The sequence below is a fragment of the Streptomyces sp. NPDC001732 genome (assembly GCF_053596315.1).
Genome location: NZ_JBSFFY010000008.1, coordinates 197,577 through 220,386 on the forward strand (window position 1 = coordinate 197,577; position 22,810 = coordinate 220,386).

At 70.7% G+C, this 22,810-nt stretch carries 20 protein-coding genes; 8 read left to right on the top strand and 12 right to left on the bottom strand.

Features of this window, described 5'->3' with window-relative positions; all coding sequences use genetic code 11:
• Positions 1-44 precede the first annotated feature (44 nt).
• From ACWCXX_RS11940 to ACWCXX_RS11960, 5 genes are all read right to left on the bottom strand, one after another.
• Positions 45-800 (bottom strand): SDR family oxidoreductase, encoded by a 756-nt coding sequence (locus ACWCXX_RS11940; RefSeq protein WP_451126191.1) that lies wholly within the window; start codon positions 798-800, stop codon positions 45-47.
• A gap of 4 nt (positions 801-804) precedes the next feature.
• Positions 805-2,604 carry a glycoside hydrolase family 15 protein gene (locus tag ACWCXX_RS11945; RefSeq protein WP_451126192.1) on the bottom strand — a complete coding sequence of 600 codons (1,800 nt, stop codon included), beginning with the start codon at positions 2,602-2,604 and terminating at the stop codon, positions 805-807.
• A gap of 104 nt (positions 2,605-2,708) precedes the next feature.
• A complete protein-coding gene (locus tag ACWCXX_RS11950) occupies positions 2,709-3,554 on the bottom strand; it encodes an SURF1 family cytochrome oxidase biogenesis protein (protein WP_451126193.1) in 846 nt (281 codons plus the stop codon).
• Between the two features lie 95 nt (positions 3,555-3,649).
• Entirely contained in the window at positions 3,650-3,883 is a 234-nt protein-coding gene (locus ACWCXX_RS11955) for a hypothetical protein (RefSeq protein WP_078532401.1), read from the bottom strand.
• 63 nt (positions 3,884-3,946) lie between these two features.
• Positions 3,947-4,945, bottom strand: a complete 999-nt coding sequence (locus ACWCXX_RS11960; protein WP_451126194.1) for a DEDDh family exonuclease — start codon at positions 4,943-4,945, stop codon at positions 3,947-3,949.
• A 161-nt stretch (positions 4,946-5,106) separates the two neighbouring features.
• Between ACWCXX_RS11960 and ACWCXX_RS11965 the strand changes: the two genes are divergently transcribed.
• Positions 5,107-5,820, top strand: a complete 714-nt coding sequence (locus ACWCXX_RS11965; protein ID WP_451126195.1) for a VIT1/CCC1 transporter family protein — start codon at positions 5,107-5,109, stop codon at positions 5,818-5,820.
• A gap of 12 nt (positions 5,821-5,832) precedes the next feature.
• Here the strand turns inward: ACWCXX_RS11965 and ACWCXX_RS11970 are convergent, their stop codons facing one another.
• Positions 5,833-8,928: an NACHT domain-containing protein gene (locus tag ACWCXX_RS11970; protein WP_451126196.1), complete on the bottom strand. Its 3,096-nt coding sequence runs from the start codon at positions 8,926-8,928 to the stop codon at positions 5,833-5,835.
• 149 nt (positions 8,929-9,077) lie between these two features.
• On the opposite strand from ACWCXX_RS11970, the gene ACWCXX_RS11975 reads away from it, so the two are divergent.
• On the top strand, positions 9,078-10,007 hold the full coding sequence (locus ACWCXX_RS11975) for a sterol desaturase family protein (RefSeq protein WP_451126197.1): 930 nt from the start codon (positions 9,078-9,080) through the stop codon (positions 10,005-10,007).
• Positions 10,004-10,723, top strand: a complete 720-nt coding sequence (locus tag ACWCXX_RS11980; RefSeq protein ID WP_451126198.1) for a lysoplasmalogenase — start codon at positions 10,004-10,006, stop codon at positions 10,721-10,723. Before ACWCXX_RS11975 ends, ACWCXX_RS11980 begins: the two co-directional genes overlap by 4 nt.
• A gap of 144 nt (positions 10,724-10,867) precedes the next feature.
• Here ACWCXX_RS11980 and ACWCXX_RS11985 read toward each other — a convergent pair whose 3' ends face one another.
• Entirely contained in the window at positions 10,868-12,403 is a 1,536-nt protein-coding gene (locus ACWCXX_RS11985; protein WP_451126199.1) for a S8 family peptidase, read from the bottom strand.
• A 344-nt stretch (positions 12,404-12,747) separates the two neighbouring features.
• Between ACWCXX_RS11985 and ACWCXX_RS11990 the strand changes: the two genes are divergently transcribed.
• The 3 genes from ACWCXX_RS11990 (at position 12,748) to moaA (ending at position 15,960) form a co-directional block, all read left to right on the top strand.
• A complete protein-coding gene (locus ACWCXX_RS11990) occupies positions 12,748-13,113 on the top strand; it encodes a DUF485 domain-containing protein (RefSeq protein WP_451126200.1) in 366 nt (121 codons plus the stop codon).
• Entirely contained in the window at positions 13,110-14,750 is a 1,641-nt protein-coding gene (locus ACWCXX_RS11995; protein ID WP_451126201.1) for a solute symporter family protein, read from the top strand. Before ACWCXX_RS11990 ends, ACWCXX_RS11995 begins: the two co-directional genes overlap by 4 nt.
• A 220-nt stretch (positions 14,751-14,970) precedes the next feature.
• Entirely contained in the window at positions 14,971-15,960 is a 990-nt protein-coding gene (gene moaA / locus ACWCXX_RS12000) for a GTP 3',8-cyclase MoaA (protein WP_451126202.1), read from the top strand.
• 32 nt (positions 15,961-15,992) lie between these two features.
• Here moaA and ACWCXX_RS12005 read toward each other — a convergent pair whose 3' ends face one another.
• Positions 15,993-16,247, bottom strand: coding sequence for a hypothetical protein (locus ACWCXX_RS12005; protein ID WP_451126203.1), 255 nt, complete (start codon positions 16,245-16,247; stop codon positions 15,993-15,995).
• A 290-nt stretch (positions 16,248-16,537) separates the two neighbouring features.
• On the bottom strand, positions 16,538-16,903 hold the full coding sequence (locus ACWCXX_RS12010; RefSeq protein WP_451126204.1) for a DUF3099 domain-containing protein: 366 nt from the start codon (positions 16,901-16,903) through the stop codon (positions 16,538-16,540).
• 279 nt (positions 16,904-17,182) lie between these two features.
• On the opposite strand from ACWCXX_RS12010, the gene ACWCXX_RS12015 reads away from it, so the two are divergent.
• Positions 17,183-17,458, top strand: coding sequence for a GlsB/YeaQ/YmgE family stress response membrane protein (locus ACWCXX_RS12015; protein WP_451126205.1), 276 nt, complete (start codon positions 17,183-17,185; stop codon positions 17,456-17,458).
• 73 nt (positions 17,459-17,531) lie between these two features.
• Here ACWCXX_RS12015 and tyrS read toward each other — a convergent pair whose 3' ends face one another.
• The 3 genes from tyrS to ACWCXX_RS12030 all read right to left on the bottom strand — a co-directional run bounded on the left by tyrS (position 17,532) and on the right by ACWCXX_RS12030 (position 21,857).
• Positions 17,532-18,797, bottom strand: coding sequence for a tyrosine--tRNA ligase (tyrS, locus tag ACWCXX_RS12020; protein ID WP_451126206.1), 1,266 nt, complete (start codon positions 18,795-18,797; stop codon positions 17,532-17,534).
• A gap of 59 nt (positions 18,798-18,856) precedes the next feature.
• Complete coding sequence (locus tag ACWCXX_RS12025; protein ID WP_451126207.1) at positions 18,857-20,251, bottom strand: metallopeptidase TldD-related protein; 1,395 nt, start codon at positions 20,249-20,251, stop codon at positions 18,857-18,859.
• A gap of 82 nt (positions 20,252-20,333) precedes the next feature.
• Complete coding sequence (locus tag ACWCXX_RS12030) at positions 20,334-21,857, bottom strand: TldD/PmbA family protein (RefSeq protein ID WP_451126208.1); 1,524 nt, start codon at positions 21,855-21,857, stop codon at positions 20,334-20,336.
• 229 nt (positions 21,858-22,086) lie between these two features.
• Here ACWCXX_RS12030 and fabG point away from each other — a divergent pair, with 229 nt between their 5' ends.
• Positions 22,087-22,806, top strand: a complete 720-nt coding sequence (fabG, locus tag ACWCXX_RS12035; RefSeq protein WP_451126209.1) for a 3-oxoacyl-[acyl-carrier-protein] reductase — start codon at positions 22,087-22,089, stop codon at positions 22,804-22,806.
• The last annotated feature ends 4 nt before the right edge of the window (positions 22,807-22,810 follow it).

Genomic DNA, 22,810 nt, shown 5'->3' on the forward strand with positions numbered 1-22,810 from the left:
GCGGACGGTTCCGGCCGACGACCGGGCAGGGGACGGGCCCCGGTTCAGAAGCCGTGCCGGGAGCCGCCGTCGACCGGCACCATGACGCCCGTCAGATACGACGCCGCAGGCGACAGCAGGAACGCCGCGGTCCGCCCGAACTCCTCCGGCGTGCCGTAGCGCCGCAGCGGGATGCGTGCCTCGTTGGCGGCACGGGAGGCCTCCGCGTCGCCCGAGAGCGCGTCCAGTTCGCGGACCCGGTCCGTGTCGATCCGGGCCGGCAGCACCCCCACCACCCGGATGCCCCGGGGCCCCAGCTCGTCGGCCAGGGACTTGGCGAAGCCCGCCAGGCCGGGGCGCAGCCCGTTGGAGATGGTCAGCCCGGCGATCGGCTCGTGCACGGAGCCGGAGAGCACGAAGCCGATGACCCCGCCCTCGCCCAGCGCGGCCGCCGCGGTCCTGGCCAGCCGCACCGCGCCCAGGAACACCGACTCGAAGGCCGACTGCCACTGCTCGTCGGTGTTGTCGGCGACGAAACCGGGCGCGGGCCCGCCGACGCTGATGAGGATGCCGTCGAGCCGCCCGAACCGCTCGTGCGCCGCGTCCACCAGACGCCGGGCGGAGTCGGGGTCGGCATTGTCGGCGACGAGGCCGATCGCGTCCGGCCCCAGCTCGGCGGCGGCCTTCTCGACGCGCTTCTCGTCCCGTCCGGTGACGATCACCCGTGCGCCGTCGTCGGCCAGCGCCCTGGCGGTGGCGTTGCCCAGCCCCCGGGTCGCCCCGGTGACGATGTACACACGGTCCTTCAGTCCAAGATCCATGGCCCTATCCTGCCGTGTCGGTCTCCAGGGTGTCCTGCCCGGCCAGTGCCACGGCGGTGCCCACCAGGCCGATGTGACTGAACGCCTGCGGGAAGTTGCCGAGTTGGCGCCGCTTGACGGTGTCGTACTCCTCGGAAAGCAGCCCCACGTCGTTGCGGAGTTCCAGCAGCTGCCGGAAGAGTTCCTCGGCCTCCTCGGCGCGCCCGGTCAGGCGCAGGGCGTCGGCCAGCCAGAACGAGCAGGCCAGGAAGGCCCCTTCGGTGCCGGGCAGTCCGTCGACAGAGATCCCGTCCGTGCTGTAGCGGCGGACCAGACAGCCGCTGCCCAGCTCGGCCCGGACCGCGTCGACCGTCCCGATCAGCCGGGGGTCGTCCAGCGGCAGGAAACCGGTCCGGGCGATCAGCAGCGTCGCGGCGTCCAGCTCCCGGGAGCCGTAGGACTGCGTGAAGGTGTTCCGCCCCGGGTCGAACCCCTTCTCGCACACCTCCCGGTGCACGGCGTCCCGCATGGCCCGCCACCGGTCGGCGTCGCCGGCCAGCGAGGGGTTCTGCTCCAAAGTACGCACGGCACGGTCCGCGGCGACCCAGGCCATGACCTTGGAGTGCACGAAGTGGCGGCGCGGGCCGCGGATCTCCCAGAGGCCCTCGTCCGGTTCGCGCCAGGTGGACTCCAGGAAGCCGAGCAGGCTCAGTTGCAGGTTCCAGGCGTGCGGTTTGTCGTCCAGACCCGCCTCGCGCGCGAGCCGCAGGGAGTCGATGACCTCCCCGTAGACGTCGAGCTGGCGCTGGCGGACCGCCGCGTTGCCGATCCGGACCGGGGAGGAGTTCTCGTACCCGCGCAGCCAGGGCAGCTCCGCCTCGGGCAGCCGGCGCTCGCCCGCGAGGCCGTACATGATCTGGAGGTCGGCGGGGTCCCCGGCGACCGCCCGCAGCAGCCAGTCCCGCCAGGCCGCGGCCTCCTCCAGGTACCCGGCCGAGACGAGGGCGCCGAGGGTCAGCGTGGAGTCCCGCAGCCAGCAGAAGCGGTAGTCCCAGTTCCGTACGCCGCCGATCTCCTCCGGCAGCGAGGTGGTGGGGGCCGCGACGATGCCGCCGGTCGGTGCGAAGGTGAGCGCCTTCAGCGTGATCAGCGAGCGGACCACCGCCTCCCGGTACGGGCCCCGGTACCTGCACCGCGAGGACCACTCGGCCCAGTCGGCCAGGGTGCTCTCCAGGGCCCGGTACGGGTCGACGAGATCGGGGCGGGGCGAGTGCGAGGGGTGCCAGGTCAGGACGAACGCCACCTTCTCGCCCCCCGCCACGGTGAACGACGAGCAGGTGGAGAACTGCTGCCCCCAGGTCTTGACCGGCGGTTCGCTGCGCAGCCAGACCGAGTCCGGTCCCGCGACCGCCACCCGGTGCCCCTGCGAGCGCCGCACCCAGGGCACGACCGAGCCGAAGTCGAAGCGCAGCCGGATCACCGAGCTCATGTCGACGCTGCCGCTGATGCCCTCGACGATCCGCATGACCTCGGGTTCCCGATCGCGCTGCGGCATGAAGTCGGTGACCTTGACCGTGCCGGTACGGGTCTCCCAGAACGTCTCCAGGACGAGGGAGCCGTCCACGTAACCGCGCCGGGTGCAGGTCTCCGCGCCCTTCGGGGCGATCCGCCAGTGGCCGTTCTCCTCGTCGCCGAGCAGGGCGGCGAAGCAGGCGCCCGAGTCGAAGCGGGGCAGACAGAGCCAGTCGACAGAACCGTTCCTGCCGACCAGGGCGGCCGTCTGGAGATCGCCGATGAGGGCGTAGTCCTCGATGCGTGGGGTCACGTTCTGGCGTGTTCCCGGAGCAGGGGTCCGTTAAGCAACACCGGCGCCGGGGTCGCCCGGGGGGCAGGCCGACTCCGCACGGCCGTCGCCCGTCGGGCACGGCGTCAGGCCGTCGCGGGCTCCGGCTTCTCGGGCTTCTCCGGCTTCTCCGGGGCGGAGGCGGCTTCCCCCTCGGCCATGGCTTCGGCCGTGGCCTCGGCCGCCGCCTGGGCCCGGTCGCGCTTCTCCCGGCGGGCGAGGACCACGAATCCGACCGGGACACCGGCGGCGAACAGCCACCACTGCACGGCGTACGCCATGTGCGGGCCGATCGAGCTGGCGTCGGGGGACCCGATCAGCTCCGGGGAGCCGTCGACCGGCTCGGGCGCGGTCTGCTCGATGTAGCCGCCGAGCACCGGACGGGAGAGCCGCTCGGCCTCCTGGGCGCTGTTGATCAGCATCACCTGGCGGTCCGGCAGGTCCGAGATGTCCTTGATGCCGCTGGCGCCCGTCGTCTCGTCGGCCTTGAGCCGCCCGGTGACGGTCACCTCGCCCCGGGGCACGGCCGGTACCTCGGGGAAGTCGCGCTGGCTCGCGGCGGAGGGCACCCAGCCGCGGTTGACCAGGACCGTGCCGCCGCCCTTGAGGTCGAGCGGGATCAGCACGTGGAAGCCGACCCGGTCGTCGGCGGAGGTCCTGCGGCGCACGACCACCTGGTGCGCGGGGTCGTACGTGCCCGTGGCCGTCACCGTCCGCCAGTAGTCGGAGCGCGGGACCGTGTGACCCGGAGAGGTGAGCGAGGCGACCGGGACCGGCTTCGCCTTGAGGTTGCGGGAGATCAGGGAGTTCTGCGCGACCTTGTGCTCATGCCGGTGCAGCTGCCAGAAACCCAGCTCGACCATCGTGGGAATCAGGACGAGGGCGAGGAGGGCGAGGAACAGCCACTGCCGGGTCAACAGGAAGCGGTACACCCCACGACGGTACAACTGTGTCGTGGGGTGCCTCGCGCAGGGGGTCGGGGAAGGGGGACGCGGCAGCCGGGGAAGGGGGGCGCGGCGGCCGGTGGTCAGACCTTGTCGATGATGCCCACCTTCCCCTCGGCGCGGGCGCAGTGACCGCCGCAGAACCAGTGCCCTTCTACCTCGACGCCCTGCCCGATGATCTGGACCCGGCAGTGCTCACAGATGGGCGCCATGCGGTGGATGGCGCAGGAGAAGCAGTCGAAGACGTGCACCGCGCCCTGCGCGTGCACCTCGAAGGACATGCCGTAGTCGTTTCCGCAAACCTCGCAACGTGCCATGCGCCACAGGGTCGGACGCGCGGGCGTCGGCGGGCGAGCGGTGGGCGGCGAGTCGCCGCCGGTTCACTCCGATGACGGCGCGGTCGGCCGCGCCGGGGCCGGTGCCACGTCGCGCAGCAGATGGGTGAACGCGCTCTCGTCCAGGATCGGGGTGCCGAACGACTTGGCCTTCACCGTCTTCGACGTCGCCGCGTCCGGGTCGTTGGTCACCAGCAGGCTGGTGAGCCGGGACACACTGGTCGCCACGTGCAGCCCGGCCTCCACGGCCCGGTCCTCCAGCAACTCGCGGTCGATGGAGGTGTCGCCGGAGAACGCCACCCGCATGCCCTGCTTGAGGGGCTTGTCCTTCTCGTACCGGCCGGGGTTCGGATACGGGCACGCCGGGCGCTTGCGCGGGGTGCGCCAGGAACTCTGGCCGTACGGGCTCCGGTAGCCGGTCCGAGGGGTGACCGGGGAGTCCGACCACTCGGTCAGCGGCCGGCACTCCAGCAGGGGCAGCCGCACCCCGCTCCGCGCCGCCGCGTGCAGGCTCGGCCGGAACGCCTCGGCCAGGACCCGGGCGTCGTCCAGGGCGTGGTGGGCGCGCTGCTGCACGACCCCGAAGTGCGCGGCCAGCGACTCCAGCTTGTGGTTGGGCAGCGGAAGCCGCAGTTCCTTGGAGAGCGCGATGGTGCACAGGCGCTGCTGGACGGGGGCGAGGACCGCGGCCCGCGCGTACTCCCGGGCCAGCATCGACCAGTCGAAGGCCGCGTTGTGCGCGACCAGGACACGGCCCGTGAGCCGCTCGGACAGCTGGGCGGCGATCTCCGGGAAGAGCGGAGCGCCTTCGAGGACGTCGCTGGTCAGTCCGTGGATCCAGACCGGCCCGGGGTCGCGCTCCGGGTTGACGAGGGTGTACCAGTGGTCCTCGACGTCGCCCCGGGCGTCCAGACGGTAGACGGCGGCGGACACTATCCGGTCGTCCCGGGCGAGCCCGGTGGTCTCCACGTCGACGACCGCGTACCCCTGCGGGTAGGAGGTCGGCCACGGTCCTGCGGTCTGGCGGTCGTCGAGCATGGTCACAGAGAATACGGGCCGCGACTGACAGTCTCCTATTCCGGTCGCCCCCGCCCGGCCCTCCGCCCGGCCCCCCGTCCGGCCGTCCTCTGGCGGTCGTCCCCGGTTTCCCCTACACCCTTGTGTTTCCGCACGTCTGGGAGGGGACGGGGTGAGACCATCCCCGGGTGACGGATTTCCGGACGCACGACGAACCGCACGGCAACGGGCTCGGCACCCGGCTGAACTGGCTGCGCGCCGCTGTCCTCGGCGCCAACGACGGGGTGGTCTCCACCGCGGGCCTGGTCGTCGGCGTGGCCGGTGCCACCGCCGACCGCGGCGTCCTGCTCACCGCCGGGCTGGCGGGGCTGCTGGCCGGGTCCATGTCGATGGCGGTGGGCGAGTACGTGTCGGTCTCCACCCAGCGCGATTCGGAGATGGCCGCGCTGGCGACGGAGAAGCAGGAGCTGACGGAGGCCCCCGAGGCGGAACTCGTCGAGCTGACGGGCCTGCTGGAGGACAAGGGGCTGAGCCGCGAGGTCGCCCGGGAGGCGGCCCTCCAGCTCACCGAACGCGATGCGCTGCGTGCCCACGCGGTGGTCGAGCTGGGCATCGACCCGGACGAGCTGACGAACCCGTGGCACGCGGCGGGCGCGAGTTTCCTGGCGTTCACGGTCGGCGCGCTGCTGCCGCTGCTGGCGATCGTGCTGCCCCCGACGTCCCTGCGGCTGCCGGTGACCGTGCTGTCGGTACTGGCGGCACTGGCCTGCACCGGCTGGTGGAGCGCCCGCCTGGGCGAGGCGGCACCGGGACCCGCGGTGCTGCGGAACATGGGCGGGGGAGCACTGGCGATGGCGGTCACCTACGGGGCGGGGGAGTTGCTGGGGGCGACGGGGGTGTGAGGGCTCCGGCCTCTACCTGATCCGCACGATCCGCTCGGGCGGGAAGGACTCGATGCCGGTGACCCGGGTGCCGTCCAGCAGCGTGAGAGTGAGGTGCTCGACGTCGGCCAGCGGGCTCAGATCGATCGGGGGAGCATCCTGGGCGCAGTGACTCAGCCGGAGCGAGGTGAGGTTGGGCAGTTCGCGCAGTGGAGCCAGATCGGTGACGCTGCCGCAACGGAACAGGGAGAGCCGTTGCAGCCCGGTGAGGGCGAGAATCAGCCGGGGGTCGAAGTGATCGACCTCGTGCACTCCCAGCCCCGTGAGCGTGGAGAGGGACGGGTGCCGCTCCAACTGGCGGAGCTGGGTCCGGCCCCCCACCGTGAGCGAGTCCAGGTGCGGCCAGCGCTCGATGCCGTCGAGACTCAGATACCGGGCCTGGCGGAAGAATCCGAGGTTGACGAGTTGAGGTCCGAGGGGCAGTTCACCCACGCTCTCGATGAGCAAAGGGTGCTGGGCCGTGAAGTCCTTGAGCCCCGTCATGTCGCGCAGTGGCTCGAGGGACACATCGGGGTTGATTTCGTACAGCAGGAGGCTCCTCAACCCGGGGCCGGCCAGCGGGCTCAGGTTCTTTACCCGCGAACAGAGGCTGAGCCCCACCTCGGTCAGTGAGGGAATGGAGGCCAGGACGGAGAGGTCTGTCAGCGCCTGGTTGTCGTACAGGAAGAGCGCTTCCGGGGCATCCAGCAGGAGCAGGGGGTCGAGATCGGCATGGTCGCCGCTCACGTGGATCCGCCGGGCGCGACGCGTGTGATGCAGTGCGTCGAGCTGATCGGGTCTGCGTACGTACAGATACGACGTGGCCCAGGAACTGGCGGAGAGCACCTCCCGGGCGTATTCCTCGGCTGCGAAGGCGTTCCAGCCCTCGGCCAGCTGGCGGGAGACCTCCGGTCGCTCGTCCTTCCTGAACCCGACCATCACCTCGAATGCGGCATCTCCCCCGATCAGTGACGCCGTCCGTACGACCGCGGCCGCGGTGCCGGTGCTCAGGGTGCCGGGCTTCGGCAGCAGGTCCAGCACCAACTCGCCCGCCTTGGCGAGCCCGTCGGCATCCTCGAGGGCCAGCGGCGGCAACAGCTCCTCCGTCCGCGCCTGAATCTCGGAGCGTACATCGGGATGCAGCTCCGGAGCATGGTCCAGACTCGCCGCTGCCAGCAGTACCAGGCGATGGCGGTGCTCCGGCTCCTCCTCGGAACGGTGCAACAACTTGCTCAGCAGTACGGCCCGTTCATCCACCCGGGCGTGTCCCACCGCCATCTGCACGACGTCGTCCCACCCGTCGTCGTGCGCGTTGCGCACCAGCATGCCGAAGTCCCGCGCCTCCACCGCGGCCTTCGCGCCCAGGTAGTCCTGGAACGTCCGGTGCACGAAGTTCACCGCGCCCGGGGCAGGTTCGCGCAGCAGTCCGCTCCTGATCAGCAGGTGCGAGAACACCTGCTCCGCCGTGCCCCGCACCTGCGGCATTGCCCGCAGCCACTCCGCCACCATTGCGACGGCCTCCTCGCGGTCCGCCTCCACCTGACCGTTGCGGATCAGCCAGTACGCCAGCCGTTGCAGCAGCGCCGTCTGCTCCTCGCGGGTCAGGTCCACGCCCTCCACACCGGTGATCTCCCGCTCGGTGTCCCGGCGCACCAGCAGCATGTCCAGCGCTGCGTCGTACAACTCCTTGCGGGCGCGAGGGAGTTGCATCCGACGGTCCCGGTTGAGCGCGCACAGCAGGGCGCACATCAGCGGGTTGGTGGCCAGTCGTCCCAGATCGCGGCGCGCGCCGACGGCCCGCCGCAGCGAACCCTCGTACGTGTCGAGCAGCGCCCGCTCGTCGTCGGACAGGCACTCCGCCCGCGCCGCCTCGTGCCAGTGCCCGATGAAGGCACGGATGTCGTCCCGCTCCATCGGCAGCAGCGAGTGCGCCTCGAAGCCGAAGCCGGACAGCCAGCTCTCCGGGACGGCGGACGGTCGGGTCGTGACGACGTACCGGGCCCGGGGGTACGCCGTGATCAGGTCCTTCAGCCACTTCTCGGTACGCCGCCGCAGCCGCATCGGGACCTCGTCCACCCCGTCGACCAGGACCAGCGCACGGCCCTCGGTCAGCAGCCGGTCCGCCCAGCCGGCGGGTGCCGCGCCGTGCAGGGGTACTCCGGCCGCGCGCAGGAACTCCTCGGGCGTGGGCAGGGTCTCGTGGGCGGTGAACGCGCGCAGGCGCAGGACGAACGGCACACAGCGGTTCCAGTCCGTCAGGTCGGTGCCGAACGTACGGCGGGCGGCGTTCACCGCGAGCCACTGCACCAGCGTGCTCTTGCCCGAACCGGCCGGGCCCCGCAGCAGCAGCCGGTCCGTCCCGGACAGGGCCTGCTCGACGGAGACTGTCACCATGGCCGGGTGCTCCAGTCCGCTCTGCCGGGCACCGCTCCCGCTCACCGTCAGGCTGATGTAGGCCGTCTCCAGCGGCCACTCGGCCGCCGTCCGCCCGAGCGTCAGCCCGAACAGGCCCATCCGGCCGTGCGCCGTGGCCACGAACTCCGCGTACCGCTGCTCGAAGGCCCACGCCGCCGCGTCCGGGCGCGGACCCACCCGTTCCCGTACGTCCTCCACCAGCTCCCGCGTCCGTTCCGTCGCGCGGGTCTGTTCCACGGCCGCCCGCGCCGCGAACGACGGCTGGGCGGTCAGCTGTTCCACGGCGTGGGCGCAGCACCGGCCGAGCAGCTCCTCGTACAGCTCGACCGCACGCTCCGAGAGGCCCGCGGCGGGCGCCGACAGCTCGGCGCGCAGCCGCTCGGGCTCCAGGCCGAGGGCGAACAGCCGGTCCGCCGTCAGCTCTCCCGCCCCCGCGAAGGTGTCCCGTACCGCTTCCACGGCGGCCAGCCGCTCGTGCTCGGGCATCCCGGCGTACGACTCCGCCAGCCGTCCGCCGAGCACCTTCGCCAGCCGGTCCGGTTTCGCCGGGCGGGGGAGCGGACGCACCGGGTCCGGAACCAGGCCCGCCCCCGGCCTCGGCGTGACCAGTGACCTGGCCACCGTGCCGATGACCGTCGTCGCGAGCCGAACCAGCGCAACTTCCAGACCCTGCACGGCTTTTCCTCCCCGGGGCGGCTCAGGTCACAGGGATCGTACGACGACCGTGTTGGCAGAAGTCACCAAAGACTGTTGACAGAGCGTCTTGCATACTTGTTGGTAACAACGTCTGGTCCCCGGCCCACCTGCGGCTCTACGGTGCTGGCATGCCGACGAACCTGCCCGATGTAGTGCTCTGGTCCATACCGGCCTTCGTCCTGCTCACCGTCCTGGAAATGGCCCTCCACCACTTCCACCCCGATGAGGAGACCGAGGGGTACGAGACGAAGGACACCGTCACCAGCATCAGCATGGGGCTGGGCAGCCTGGCCTTCGACCTGTTGTGGAAAGTGCCCGTCGTCGCGATCTACACCGCCGTCTACGAGCTGACCCCGCTGCGCGTCCCCCTGCTCTGGTGGACCGTTCTGCTGATGCTGCTCGCGCAGGACTTCTTCTACTACTGGTCGCACCGCGGTCACCACGTCATCCGGATCCTCTGGGCCTGCCACGTGGTCCACCACTCCAGCCGGAAGTTCAACCTCTCCACCGCGCTGCGCCAGCCCTGGACGTCGCTGACCTCCTGGCCGTTCTACCTGCCGATGATCGCCTGCGGGGTCCACCCGGCCGCGCTCGCCTTCTGCTCGTCGGCCAACCTCGTCTACCAGTTCTGGGTGCACACCGAGCGCATAGACAAGCTGCCCAGGCCCTTCGAGTACGTGCTGAACACGCCCTCCCACCACCGGGTGCACCACGCGTCGCAGGGCGGCTACCTGGACCGGAACTTCGGCGGCATCCTGATCGTCTGGGACCGGCTCTTCGGGTCCTTCGCGGCCGAGACGGAACGCCCCGTGTTCGGCCTCACCAAGAACATCGACACGTTCAACCCCCTGCGGGTCGCCACCCACGAGTACGTCGCCATCGCCCGCGACGTGCGGGCGGCGGACAGTTGGAGCGAGCGCGCCGGGCGGATCTTCCGCGGGCCGGGCTGGCAGCCGGCGACGACCGCGACGGCCTCCGCGGCTCCCACGACCACGACCACGACCACGATTACGACCACGACCCTTTCCACGGATTCCACAGAGGAGCATGCCGGATGAGCACCGAAGCCGACCGGGACCGCCCAGGGGCGAGCCGGACGGGGGCCGACGCCGGCCGGGACCTCCGGGAACGCCTCGTGCGTCCGCTGCTCGTGGCGTTCCTCGTGGCCTGTGCCGTCGATCTCCTCGGCGTGCTCGCCGGGATCGAGATCGCCCACCAGGTCGCGAAACCCCTGCTGATGCCGCTGCTGGCGGGGTACGCCCTCGCCCGGCGCGGCCCCCGGCTGCTCGTCGCGGCCCTGCTGTTCGGCTGGGGCGGCGACACCTTCCTGCTGTTCGACTCCGACGTGGCATTCCTGGTCGGGATGGGCTCCTTCGCCGTCGGCCACGTCTGCTACCTGTGGCTCTTCGGGCGGGCCCGCAGCTCAGCACCGGTCGCGCTCGGATACGCGGTGGTCCTGGTCGTCTTCGTCGCGCTGCTCTGGAGCGGACTGCCCGCGGACATCAGGGTGCCGATGGCCGGCTACAGCCTGCTGCTCGCGGCGATGGCGTGCCGGGCCGGCGTCCTCGGCATGCGAGCGGCCGTCGGCGGGGCGCTGTTCCTGCTCTCCGACGCGCTGATCGCCACCGGGATCGCCGACTGGCCGCAGCTGCCCGCCCCCGACTTCTGGGTCATGTCCACCTATCTCGCGGCGCAGTACCTGCTGACCACCGGGACGCTCGCCCCCACCCCGAAGAGGGCCGGGGCGCACCGCGACGAACCGGTCCCGAGCTGAGGGTGCCCGCCGGGCCGTGCACCGGACGGTCCGGCCCGGCCCGGTCCGTCCCCGACGAGCTGCGGGAACGACCGCGGGAGGGCCCGGTCGAAGACCCCGGACCCTCCCGCTCGTGCCGCGTTGCTGCTTGCTACCAGCTACCTGCTACCAGTTGACCGCGTTCAGCGCGTTCACCACACCGGCACCGTAGAAGCCGTTGCGGTTCTTGCTGCCCTCGCAGACGGCGTCGATCTTGCCGTCACCATTGATGTCGTACGGCTCGCCGCACGCGGTGGCGTCGGCCTCCGCGAGCAGCAGCGCCTTCACCGCGGCCGCGGGCGCGTACGGGTGCTTCGACTTGATCAGGGCCGCGACACCCGCGACGTGCGGGGAGGCCATCGACGTACCGGCCTTGTAGCCGTACTTGCCGTCCGGCAGCGTGGACAGGATCAGGCCGCTCGTGGCCGGCGGGGCGGGCGTCTGGTAGACCGTGGAGTCACCGCCCGGGGCCGCCACGTCGATGACGCCGTTCCCGTAGTTCGAGTACGAGGCCTTCAGGCCCTTGGCACCGGTCGCGGAGACCGTCACCACGCCCGGCAGCATCGCCGGGATGTCCAGGCACTCGCTCGGGTCGATCGTGCGGGTGACCGCCTCGGTGTCGTTCGGGCTGGTCGTGTCCTCGATCGCGTCGGAGGCCAGGTCGAAGGCGCTGTTGCCGGCCGAGGCGATGTTGACCGCACCCTTGCGCTCCGCGTACCGCGTGGCACGGGCGACGGCCTCGACCAGGGCGCCCTGGTCCGCGTCGTTCTTGCAGTTGAACATCCACGGGTCGGTGTAATAGCTGTTGTTGGTGACGTCGACACCGTGCTCGGCGGCCCAGACGAAGCTGCAGACGATCGACTCGGTGTAGAAGAAGCCGTCCGGGTTCGCCACCTTGATGCCGGCGACCTTCACCCCGGGCGCGACGCCCGTCACACCGATGCCGTTCTTCGCGGCGGCGATGGTGCCCGCCACGTGCGTGCCGTGGTTGCTCTCGCCGGCCTTCGGGCGCCAGGCGCCGTCCGTCGTGTCCGGTGCCCCGGAGACACAGCTCGCCGAGGCCCCGCGGTTGAAGTTCGGCGCCAGGTCCGGGTGGGTGTCGTCGACGCCCGTGTCGATGACCGCGACCGTGACCTTGCTGCTGCCCAGCGTCTTCTTGTGCGCCTGGTCCGCCTTGATGGCGGGCAGGTCCCACTGCAGGGGCTCCATCGGGTCCTGGTCCGCCGTCGCCTGCGCCGCCGCGCCCTTCGCCTGGGCGGCGCTGAGCGGCTGCTCGTCCCCGGTGTCCGTGGTGGCCTGCGGAACGATGGGGTTGGTACGGGTGGCCCCTGCCGAATCCACGCCCTTGACCCGGCGGATCGTCTTCGCGAAGTCCGGGTTCTGCGAGTGGGCGACGATGACACCGATCTGCTCGTAGGCGACCACCACCGTGCCGCCCGCCTCGGTTATCGCCTTCTTCACCTGCTTGACCGTGCCGTGGCCGCCGTGCGTGTTGACCACGTACGAGAGCTTCGGGCCGTCCGTCGACACCGTTGCCGAGGGCTGCGCGTCCACCGGTGCGGCGGAGGCGGCACCCGCGGGAAGGAAGCCGAGCGAAGCGGTGAGGGCCAGTCCGACGGGCAATGTCAGTGCGCGCGTCCGTCTGGATCCCAGCTGAGCCATGGGGTCTCCACATCATCCGTGCCGGGCGACCGGACACAGATGTGACCGATCGCGTACATGACGTGTGAAGTTATCGCTGATCATGCCTGCTCATCAATGAGTTCGTGGTACCGGATTCGACCGGACGGTGGCAGGAGGTGGCAGGAGAAGTGCGCATCCGCGGTGAACCGCCCCGCGATGCCCTCCGTGCCCATGTCGAGGAGAGCGCTCCCCGCCCTTGCCGGGTAGGGGTTTCGTACTCCGGTTTTCCCGATGAAGCCGACCGTTTTCCCGACCAGACCGACCGTCACCCGATGAGACCGACCGTCACCCACATCACCGCACCCGCGTCGCGAGGAGATTCCGTGGCTACCGATGCACCGCCGCCCGAGGCCAGTACGGACACCCGCCCCACCCCGCCCGCGACCGAGGCGTTCGTCGCGACGCAGGAGAGCGCGGAGTTCGGCGAACTGCGCCGCACGTACCGCTCGTTCGCCTTCCCGCTGACCGTCGCCTTCGTCCTCTGGTACCTGCTGTACGTGCTGCTGTCCAACTACGCGGGCGGCTTCATGGGAACCAAGGTGTACGGCAACATCAACGTGGCCTTCGTGCTCGGTCTCGCCCAGTTCGTCACCACCTTCCTCATCGCCTGGTTCTACTCGCGCCACGCCGCGGCGAAGCTCGACCCGAAGGCCGAGGCGATCAAGTCCCGTATGGAGGCCGACGCATGAGCGCCGCGTACCCCTCGCACCACGCCCTCCAACTGGCCGCCTCGTCCAGCAGCGAGCACCGGCCGCTGATCATCACGCTCTTCGCCGTGTTCGTCGCCGCGACCCTGGGCATCACCGTCTGGGCCGGGCGGCAGACCAGGAGCGCCGCCGACTTCTACGCGGGCGGCCGCCAGTTCACCGCCTTCCAGAACGGACTCGCGGTCTCCGGCGACTACATGTCGGCGGCCTCGTTCCTCGGCATCGCCGGGGCCATCGCCCTCTTCGGCTACGACGGCTTCCTGTACTCCATCGGCTTCCTCGTCGCCTGGCTGGTGGCCCTGCTGCTGGTCGCCGAACCGCTGCGCAACTCGGGCCGCTACACGATGGGCGACGTCCTCGCCTACCGGATGCGCCAGCGCCCCGTCCGCACCGCCGCCGGGGTCTCCACCATCGTCGTCTCGATCTTCTACCTGCTGGCGCAGATGGCGGGCGCGGGCGTCCTGGTCTCCCTGCTCCTCGGCATCACCAGCGACGCGGGCAAGATCCTCATCGTCTCCCTCGTCGGTGTGCTGATGATCGTGTACGTCACCATCGGCGGCATGAAGGGCACCACCTGGGTGCAGATGGTCAAGGCCGTGCTGCTCATCGCGGGCACCCTGCTGATGACCTTCCTGGTGCTGCTGAAGTTCAACTTCAACATCTCCGACCTGCTGGGCACGGCCGCCGAGAAGAGCGGTCACGGAGCGGCGTTCCTGGAGCCCGGCCTCAAGTACGGTGCCACCGGCACGTCGAAGCTGGACTTCCTCTCCCTGGGCCTCGCCCTGGTCCTCGGCACCGCCGGCCTGCCGCACATCCTGATCCGCTTCTACACGGTGCCGACCGCCAAGGCCGCCCGCAAGTCCGTCAACTGGGCCATCGGCATCATCGGCGCCTTCTACCTGATGACGATCGCACTCGGCTTCGGCGCCGCGGCCTTCATCGGCCCCGCCGAGATCAAGGCCCAGAACCCGGCGGGCAACACGGCCGCCCCGCAGCTCGCCGAATACCTCGGCGGACTCGGCTCCACCGGCGGCGCCGTGCTGCTCGCCGTGATCTCCGCCGTCGCCTTCGCCACCATCCTCGCCGTCGTCGCGGGGCTCACCCTCGCCTCCTCGTCCTCCTTCGCGCACGACATCTACGCCAAGGTCATCCGCAAGGGGAAGGCCACCGAGAAGGAGGAGATGCGCGCCGCCCGCTGGGCCACCGTCCTCATCGGCGCGGTCGCGATCGTCCTGGGCGCCTTCGCCCGCGACATGAACGTCGCCGGACTCGTGGCCCTCGCCTTCGCCGTCGCCGCGTCCGCCAACCTGCCGACCATCCTCTACAGCCTCTTCTGGAAGCGGTTCACCACGCAGGGCGCGCTGTGGTCGATCTACGGCGGCCTGGCCTCCTCGGTGATCCTGGTGCTGTTCTCGCCGGTCGTCTCCGGCAACCCGAAGACATCGATGTTCAAGGGCGTCGACTTCGCCTGGTTCCCCCTGGAGAACCCCGGTCTGATCTCCATCCCGCTGGGCTTCCTGCTCGGCTGGATCGGCTCCCTCCTCTCGAAGGAGGAACCGGACAGGGGCAAGTACGCCGAACTGGAGGTCAAGTCCCTCACCGGCGTCGGGGCCCACTGAACGAGCACTGCACCAAGCACCGCCACGAGCACTGCGACAAGTACCGCAGAGAGCACCGCACACGGCCGCCTCGTAGGACCCTACGAGGCGGCCGTGCCGCTCCTCGTGGCATACGGGCCCCTGCGATGTCACAGCTCTCGCGTAGGCTCGGAGGAGTCAGCCGGAACCGCCGTCCGTACATCCGGATCCGGCGCCGGAAAGCCACCGGGGGAGGGGCCACGTGCTCATCGACACCTACGGCAGGGTCGCCACCGACCTGCGCGTATCGCTGACCGACCGGTGCAACCTCCGGTGCACGTACTGCATGCCCGAGGAGGGCCTGCAGTGGCTGGCCAAGCCCGACCTCCTCAGCGACGACGAGATCGTCCGGCTGATCCGCATCGCCGTCACCCGGCTGGGCATCACCGAGGTCCGGTTCACCGGCGGCGAGCCGCTGCTGCGTCCCGGTCTGGTCTCCGTCGTCGAGCGGTGCGCGGCCCTGGAGCCGCGCCCCAGGATGTCGCTCACCACCAACGGCATCGGGCTGAAGCGCACCGCCGCCGCGCTCCGGGCGGCAGGCCTCGACCGGGTCAACGTCTCGTTGGACACCCTGCGCCCCGACACCTTCAAGACGCTCACCCGCCGCGACCGCCACCACGACGTGCTGGCCGGCCTCGAAGCCGCCCGCGACGCCGGCCTCACCCCTGTCAAGGTCAACACCGTCCTCATGCCGGGACTCAACGACGACGAGGCCCCCGACCTGCTCGCCTGGGCGGTCGAGCACGACTACGAGCTCCGCTTCATCGAGCAGATGCCGCTCGACGCCCAGCACGGCTGGAAGCGTGACGGCATGATCACGGCAGGCGACATCCTCCAGTCGCTGCGCACCCGCTTCACCCTCACCGAGGAGAGCGACACGGAGCGCGGCTCCGCCCCCGCGGAGCGCTGGATCGTCGACGGCGGACCGCACCGGGTCGGCGTCATCGCCTCCGTCACCCGCCCCTTCTGCCGGGCCTGCGACCGGACCCGGCTCACCGCCGACGGACAGGTGCGCACCTGCCTCTTCGCCCGCGAGGAGACGGACCTGCGCGGCGCCCTGCGCTCGGGCGCACCCGACGAGGAGATCGCCCGGCTCTGGACGGCGGCGATGTGGGGGAAAAAGGCCGGATCAGGGCTGGACGACCCCTCCTTCCTCCAGCCCGACCGGCCCATGTCGGCGATCGGCGGCTAGAGGATTTCGTTTGGATCAGGCCGGGAGAGGGGCTACTCGCTGCCCGGCCCCGGCCCGGTGGACTCCCACTCCGCCAGCGTCACCACTTCCTTGAGGAAACCCCGGACGCCGAGGAACGAGGAGAGGTGCTCCCGGTGCTCCTCGCAGGCCAGCCAGGTCTTGCGGCGCTCCGGGGTGTGCAGCTTCGGGTTGTTCCAGGCGAGCACCCACACGGCGTCGGCCCGGCAGCCCTTGGCGGAACAGATGGGCGCGGCGGCGTCATCGGTCGCGATATCAGGGGAGTTCACGGACTCAACCCTAGGTCAGCGCCCCTGCCGTCCCCGGACCGGTCCCACCGCCCGGGGCACCCCGTACCGGAGGAACACCGGAGAAGAACCGGAGAAATTCTGGAGGAGTGCCGAAAAAAAGCGACGCCGAGCAGCCACGGGGGGAGCTGCCCGGCGTCAGTCCATTGCTCCGACGGGGATACGGAGTGCCTACGAAGTATGTCACGCACACCGGGGTGCGGTGCACCGTAACTTCATGATTGATCTGAGCTTTTCTTGAGGGTTCGGTGCGACAAGCCTCCCGACCGGGCTCATATCGGGCCGGTGGTGCGCCCCGTCCCGTCGCTCTCCGGGCCGGTTTCCGCGCCACCGGCCACCGGCGCAGCGTCGAGAACCGGCCGCATCGGCGCCGGTACGAAGGTCGAGGGGAGCGAAGGGGTGTTCTCCCGGCCCGCGTTGGCGATGACCACCGCCACGTAGGGGAGCAGGACGCCGAGCACCAGGGCCACGATCGCGACGTACCGCTCGACGTTCCACAGCACGGCGGCCAGGATCACCGCCACCGTCCGCACGGACATCGAGATCACATAGCGCCGCTGTCTGCCGCGCACATCGTCCGCGAGCCCCTGCCGGGCTCCCGTGATCCGGAAGACCTCGTCGCCGCTGCGCTTCAGCATCACGTCTCCACCCTTCCCCCGACACCTGACACCCGGCGCCCGACATCCGGCACCCGGCGCCCGGTGGACCGGAGGCACCTCGTTTCCCGCGCCGGATACTCCCGGACCGGACCACATCCACGGTACGCCCGGCCCGCGAGGGCTTCGAGACCGGGGCACGCCCCGTTCGTGCATGCCGGTATCCGTGCCGCCCGTCCGGGCTCCCCCGACGTGCGGGCCACGGCCCGTGGGCCGACACTGGGCGGACATGCGCGACATCGCGTCGCACGAGGAGGCGACATGGGCTGGCTGTGGGCAATCATCGTGGGGCTGGTGCTCGGTCTGATCGCGAAGGCGATCCTGCCCGGCAAACAGAACATCCCCCTCTGGCTGACGACCGTCTTCGGCATCATCGGCAGCGTCCTCGGCAACGCGGTCGCCACCTGGATGGGTGTGAACGAGACGAAGGGCATCGACTGGACGCGCCATCTGCTCCAGTTGATCGGCGCGGTGGTCGTCGTCGGAGTCGGCGACATGCTGTGGGCATCGATCCGCGGCACCAGACAGAGGACCTGAATCACCAGTACGACGCACTGCGGCCGGACACGCTGTACAGCGTGTCCGGCCGCAGTGCCGATCGGTTCCGGGATCAGCCGGTGACCTCGACGGCGGCGAGGTTCTTCTTGCCCCGGCGCAGCACCAGCCAGCGCCCGTGCAGCAGCTCCTCGCGGGCCGGCGCGATCTCGCCGTCCGTGACCTTGACGTTGTTCACGTACGCGCCGCCCTCCTTCACCGTGCGACGGGCGCCCGACTTGCTCGGCGCCAGACCGACCTCCACCAGCAGGTCCACCAGCGGACCCAGCTCCTCGACCCGGGCGTGCGGCACCTCGGACAGCGCGGCGCTCAGCGTCGCCTCGTCCAGCTCGCCGAGCTCGCCCTGACCGAAGAGCGCCTTCGACGCCGCGATGACCGCCGCGCACTGGTCGGCGCCGTGCACCAGCGTCGTCAGCTCCTCGGCCAGCGCGCGCTGCGCCGTCCGGGCCTGCGGACGCTCCTCGGTGACCTTCTCCAGCTCCTCCAGCTCCGCGGGGCTGAGGAAGCTGAGGATGCGCATGTACCGGGAGACGTCCCGGTCGTCCACGTTCAGCCAGAACTGGTAGAACGCGTACGGCGTCGTCATCGTCGGGTCGAGCCAGACGGCCCCGCCCTCGGTCTTGCCGAACTTCGTCCCGTCCGCCTTCGTCATCAGCGGGGTCGCCAGCGCGTGCACCTCGGCACCCGGCTCCAGGCGGTGGATCAGGTCGAGACCCGCGGTGAGGTTGCCCCACTGGTCGCTGCCGCCCTGCTGGAGGGTGCAGCCGTAGCGCCGGTACAGCTCCAGGAAGTCCATGCTCTGGAGCAGCTGGTAGCTGAACTCGGTGTAGCTGATGCCCTCGTCGGACTCCAGTCGACGGGCGATGGACTCCTTGGTCAGCATCTTGTTGACGCGGAAGTGCTTGCCGATGTCCCGGAGGAACTCGATCGCGGACATGCCCGCGGTCCAGTCCAGGTTGTTCACCATGACCGCCGCGTTCTCGCCCTCGAAGGACAGGAACGGCTCGATCTGGGCGCGCAGCCGCGACACCCAGTTGGCGATCGTCTCCGGGTCGTTCAGCGTGCGCTCGGCGGTCGGTCTCGGGTCACCGATCTGACCGGTGGCGCCGCCCACCAGGGCGAGCGGACGCAGCCCGGCCTGCTGGAGCCTGCGCATGGTGAGCACCTGCACCAGATGGCCGACGTGCAGACTCGCCGCGGTGGGGTCGTAGCCGCAATAGAAGGTGACGGGACCGTCCGCGAGAGCCTTGCGCAGTGCGTCCTCATCGGTGGACTGGGCGAACAGCCCGCGCCACTTCAGCTCGTCGACGATGTCCGTCACGGTTCCGGTGCTCCTCGTGATGTATGGGGGAGATGGTTTTCCCGTTCAGTCTAGGCGGGTCACACGCCCGGACTCACCGAGCTCATGTTGAAGTCCGGGATGCGCAGCGCGGGCATCGCGGCCCGGGTGAACCAGTCGCCCCACTCGCGCGGCAGGGTCTTCTCGGTACGGCCCGCCTCGGTGGCCCGGGACAGCAGATCCACCGGCGACTCGTTGAACCGGAAGTTGTTCACCTCGCCGACGACCTCGCCGTCCTCCACGAGGTACACCCCGTCGCGGGTCAGCCCGGTCAGCAGCAGCGTCGCCGGATCGACCTCCCGGATGTACCAGAGGCAGGTCAGCAGCAGCCCGCGCCCGGTCGTCGACGCCACCATCTCGTCCAGGGACCGCTCGCCGCCGCCGTCCAGCACCAGGTTGTCGATCGCCGGTGCGACCGGCAGCCCGGTCAGGTCCGCCGTGTGCCGGGTGGTGGTCAGGTGCTCCAGCCTGCCGTCCCGGATCCAGTCGGTCGGTGCCAGGGGCAGCCCGTTGTCGAAGACGGAGGCGCTGTCCCCGGAGGAGTGGGCGATCACGAACGGCGCCGATTCGAGCCCCGGCGCGTGCGGGTCGCTGCGCAGCGTCAGCGGCAGCCCGGACAGCGTCTCGCCGAGCCTGGTCCCGCCGCCCGGCCGGGAGAACACCGTCCGGCCCTCCGCGGCGTCCCGCGCCGTCGACGACCACAGCTGGTAGATCAGCAGATCGGCCACCGCGGTCGGCGGCAGCAGCGTCTCGTACCGCCCGGCGGGCAGCTCGATCCGGCGCTCCGCCCAGCGCAGCCGCCGTGCCAGCTCCGCGTCGAGCTCGGCCGGGTCGACGTCCTTGAAGTCGCGCGTGGAACGGCCCGCCCAGGTCGAGCGGGTCCGGTCGGGAGACTTGGCGTTGAGCTCCAGCGTCCCGTTCGGCTGGTCGTGGCGCAGCCGCAGCCCCGTCGACGTGCCGAGATAGGTGGAGGTCATCTCGTGGTTGGCGAAGCCGTACAGCTCACGCCCGCCGGAACGGGCACGGGCGAAGGCGTCGCCGAGCGCCGGGGCGAACTCCGCGAAGACCTCCGAGCCCGTCTCGGCCGGCGCGTCCGTGAAGTCGGGCGACACGGGCACCCCGCCGACCAGCGGCCGGGCGTCCTCCGCGGGACCGGCCCCGCGCGCGGCGGCCTCGGCGGCCCGCACCAGCGGCTCCAGGTCGTCGGCGGTGACGGCCGACCGCGACACCACCCCGGACGCGGTGCCCTGCGCACCGTCGACGGTCGCGACGACGGTCAGGGTCCGCCCCCGTGTCACCCCGTTCGTCGTGAGGGCGTTGCCGGCCCAGCGCAGGTTCGCCGACGACTCCTCGTCGGCGATGACCACGCACCCGTCCGCGGTGGACAGTTCGAGCGCCCGCTCGACGATCTCGTGCGGCTTGCTGACCCGGCTCATCGTCCGGCCTCCTGCGTCGTGTCGAGACTGTGCTGCCCCGGGGGGCGACCCCCGGACCCCCAGCCGGTTCCGTGGTGACCGCTCATCGTCCGGCCTCCTGCGTCGTGTTGAGGATGTTCACGCCCCGGAAGAGGGCGGAGGGGCAGCCGTGCGAGACGGCCGCGACCTGGCCGGGCTGGGCCTTGCCGCAGTTGAAGGCGCCGCCCAGGACGTACGTCTGCGGGCCGCCCACCTTCTCCATCGAGCCCCAGAAGTCCGTCGTCGTCGCCTGGTAGGCGACATCGCGCAGCTGACCGGCCAGCCGGCCGTTCTCGATCCGGAAGAACCGCTGGCCCGTGAACTGGAAGTTGTGGCGCTGCATGTCGATCGACCAGGAGCGGTCGCCGACCACGTAGATCCCGCGCTCCACCCCGCCGATCAGGTCCTCCGTGGACAGCCCGCCCGGCTCCGGCCGCAGCGACACGTTCGCCATCCGCTGGACGGGGACGTGGCCCGGCGAGTCCGCGTAGGCGCAGCCGTTGGACCGGCCCAGCCCCGTCAGCTTCGCGATCCGCCGGTCCAGCTGGTACCCGACCAGTGTCCCGTTCCTGATCAGGTCCCAGGACTGCGCCTCGACGCCCTCGTCGTCGTACCCGATCGTCGCGAGCCCGTGCTCGGCGGTGCGGTCACCGGTCACGTTCATCACGGGGGAGCCGTACGCCAGCTTCCCCAGCTGGTCGAAGGTGGCGAACGAGGTCCCGGCGTACGCCGCCTCGTAGCCCAGTGCCCGGTCCAGCTCCGTGGCGTGGCCGATCGACTCGTGGATGGTCAGCCAGAGATTGGACGGGTCGACGACCAGGTCGTACCTCCCCGCCTCGACGCTCGGCGCCCGCATCTTCTCGGCCAGCAGGCCGGGAATCCGCGCCAGCTCGTCGTCCCAGTCCCAGCCGGTGCCGGTCATGTACTCCCAGCCGCGGCCCACCGGCGGGGCGATCGTCCGCATCGAGTCGAACTCACCGGTCGTCCCGTCCACGGCCACCGCGGTGAACTCCGGGTGCAGCCGCACCCGCTGCTGGGTGGTCACGGTGCCCGCCGTGTCCGCGTAGAACTTGTTCTCGTGGACGGCCGTCAGCGAGGCGTCCACGTGCGCGACGCCCTCGGCGCCCAGGAGCCGGGCACTCCACTCGGCGAGCAGCCCCGCCTTCTCCTCGTCCGGTACGTCGAAGGGGTCGACGTCGTACGCCGAGACCCAGGTCCGCTCGCCGTGCGACGGCTCGTCCGCCAGCTCGACCCACTCGTGGGACCCGGCCGCCGCGGTCACCTTCGCCGACAGCTTCGCCATGGCCACGGCCTGCGAGGCCACCTTCGCCGCCGCGTCCATCGTCAGGTCCACCCCGGACGCGAACCCCCACGCGCCGCCGTGCACCACCCGCACCGCATACCCGAGATCGGTGGTGTCCGAGGAACCCGCGGGCCGGGCGTCCCGCAGCCGCCAGGACGCGCTGCGCACCCGCTCGAAACGGAAGTCGGCATGTGCGGCGCCCAGTGCCCGCGCGCGGGCGAGCGCCGCGTCGGCGAGGGCGCGCAGGGGCAGGGCCAGGAACGACTGATCTACCTCATGGGGCACGGGGAATTCCCTTCTCGATACACACGGAAGTGAATCACGCCGCGCGGTGACCGCACCCGGGGATGTCCGGCACCGTCCGCGGGGGCCCGACAGGTGCGTCCCCCCGAGTGATCCTCTGTAGGAACCCCACAGTGCCCGGCGGAAGGCGCTGTCAGGGGCCGATTCCCCGTGGAGCAGGGCTTACCGATAGGTTTTCGAGGTACCAGACCGCTATCGAAAGGGTGATCCGTTGAGCCGCTCGGTTCTCGTCACCGGAGGAAACCGGGGCATCGGCCTCGCCATCGCCCGAGCCTTCGCCGACAACGGCGACAAGGTCGCGATCACCTATCGCTCCGGCGAGCCGCCCCAAGTCCTCACCGAAGCGGGCTGCCTGGCGGTCCGTTGCGACATCACGGACGCCGAACAGGTGGAGCAGGCCTACAAGGAGATCGAGGAGAAGCACGGTCCCGTCGAGGTACTGGTCGCCAACGCCGGTATCACCAAGGACCAGTTGCTGATGCGGATGTCGGAGGAGGACTTCACGTCCGTGGTCGACACCAACCTCACCGGCACCTTCCGGGTCGTCAAGCGTGCCAACCGCGGCATGCTGCGCGCCAAGAAGGGCCGCGTCGTCCTCATCTCCTCCGTCGTCGGGCTCCTCGGCTCCGCCGGGCAGGCGAACTACGCCGCCTCCAAGGCGGGTCTGGTCGGTTTCGCCCGGTCGCTGGCCCGCGAACTCGGCTCGCGGAACATCACCTTCAACGTCGTCGCACCCGGTTTCGTCGACACCGACATGACCCAGGTGCTCACCGAGGAGCAGCGCAAGGGCATCGTGTCCCAGGTGCCGCTCGGCCGCTACGCGCAGCCCGAGGAGATCGCCGCCGCGGTGCGCTTCCTCGCCTCCGACGACGCGTCGTACATCACTGGAGCCGTCATCCCCGTTGACGGCGGATTGGGCATGGGTCACTGATCAC

Bases quoted from the DNA above. Each gene is read 5' to 3' on its own strand.
- ACWCXX_RS11955 (WP_078532401.1), bottom strand. From the start codon at position 3,883: ATGGCACGTTGCGAGGTTTGCGGAAACGACTACGGCATGTCCTTCGAG.
- ACWCXX_RS12015 (WP_451126205.1), top strand. From the start codon at position 17,183: ATGGGCTGGCTGTGGGCAATCATCGTGGGGCTGGTGCTCGGTCTGATC.
- ACWCXX_RS11975 (WP_451126197.1), top strand. From the start codon at position 9,078: ATGCCGACGAACCTGCCCGATGTAGTGCTCTGGTCCATACCGGCCTTC.
- ACWCXX_RS11980 (WP_451126198.1), top strand. From the start codon at position 10,004: ATGAGCACCGAAGCCGACCGGGACCGCCCAGGGGCGAGCCGGACGGGG.
- ACWCXX_RS11940 (WP_451126191.1), bottom strand. From the start codon at position 800: ATGGATCTTGGACTGAAGGACCGTGTGTACATCGTCACCGGGGCGACC.
- ACWCXX_RS11985 (WP_451126199.1), bottom strand. From the start codon at position 12,403: ATGGCTCAGCTGGGATCCAGACGGACGCGCGCACTGACATTGCCCGTC.
- ACWCXX_RS12025 (WP_451126207.1), bottom strand. From the start codon at position 20,251: ATGAGCCGGGTCAGCAAGCCGCACGAGATCGTCGAGCGGGCGCTCGAA.
- ACWCXX_RS11995 (WP_451126201.1), top strand. From the start codon at position 13,110: ATGAGCGCCGCGTACCCCTCGCACCACGCCCTCCAACTGGCCGCCTCG.
- ACWCXX_RS12010 (WP_451126204.1), bottom strand. From the start codon at position 16,903: ATGCTGAAGCGCAGCGGCGACGAGGTCTTCCGGATCACGGGAGCCCGG.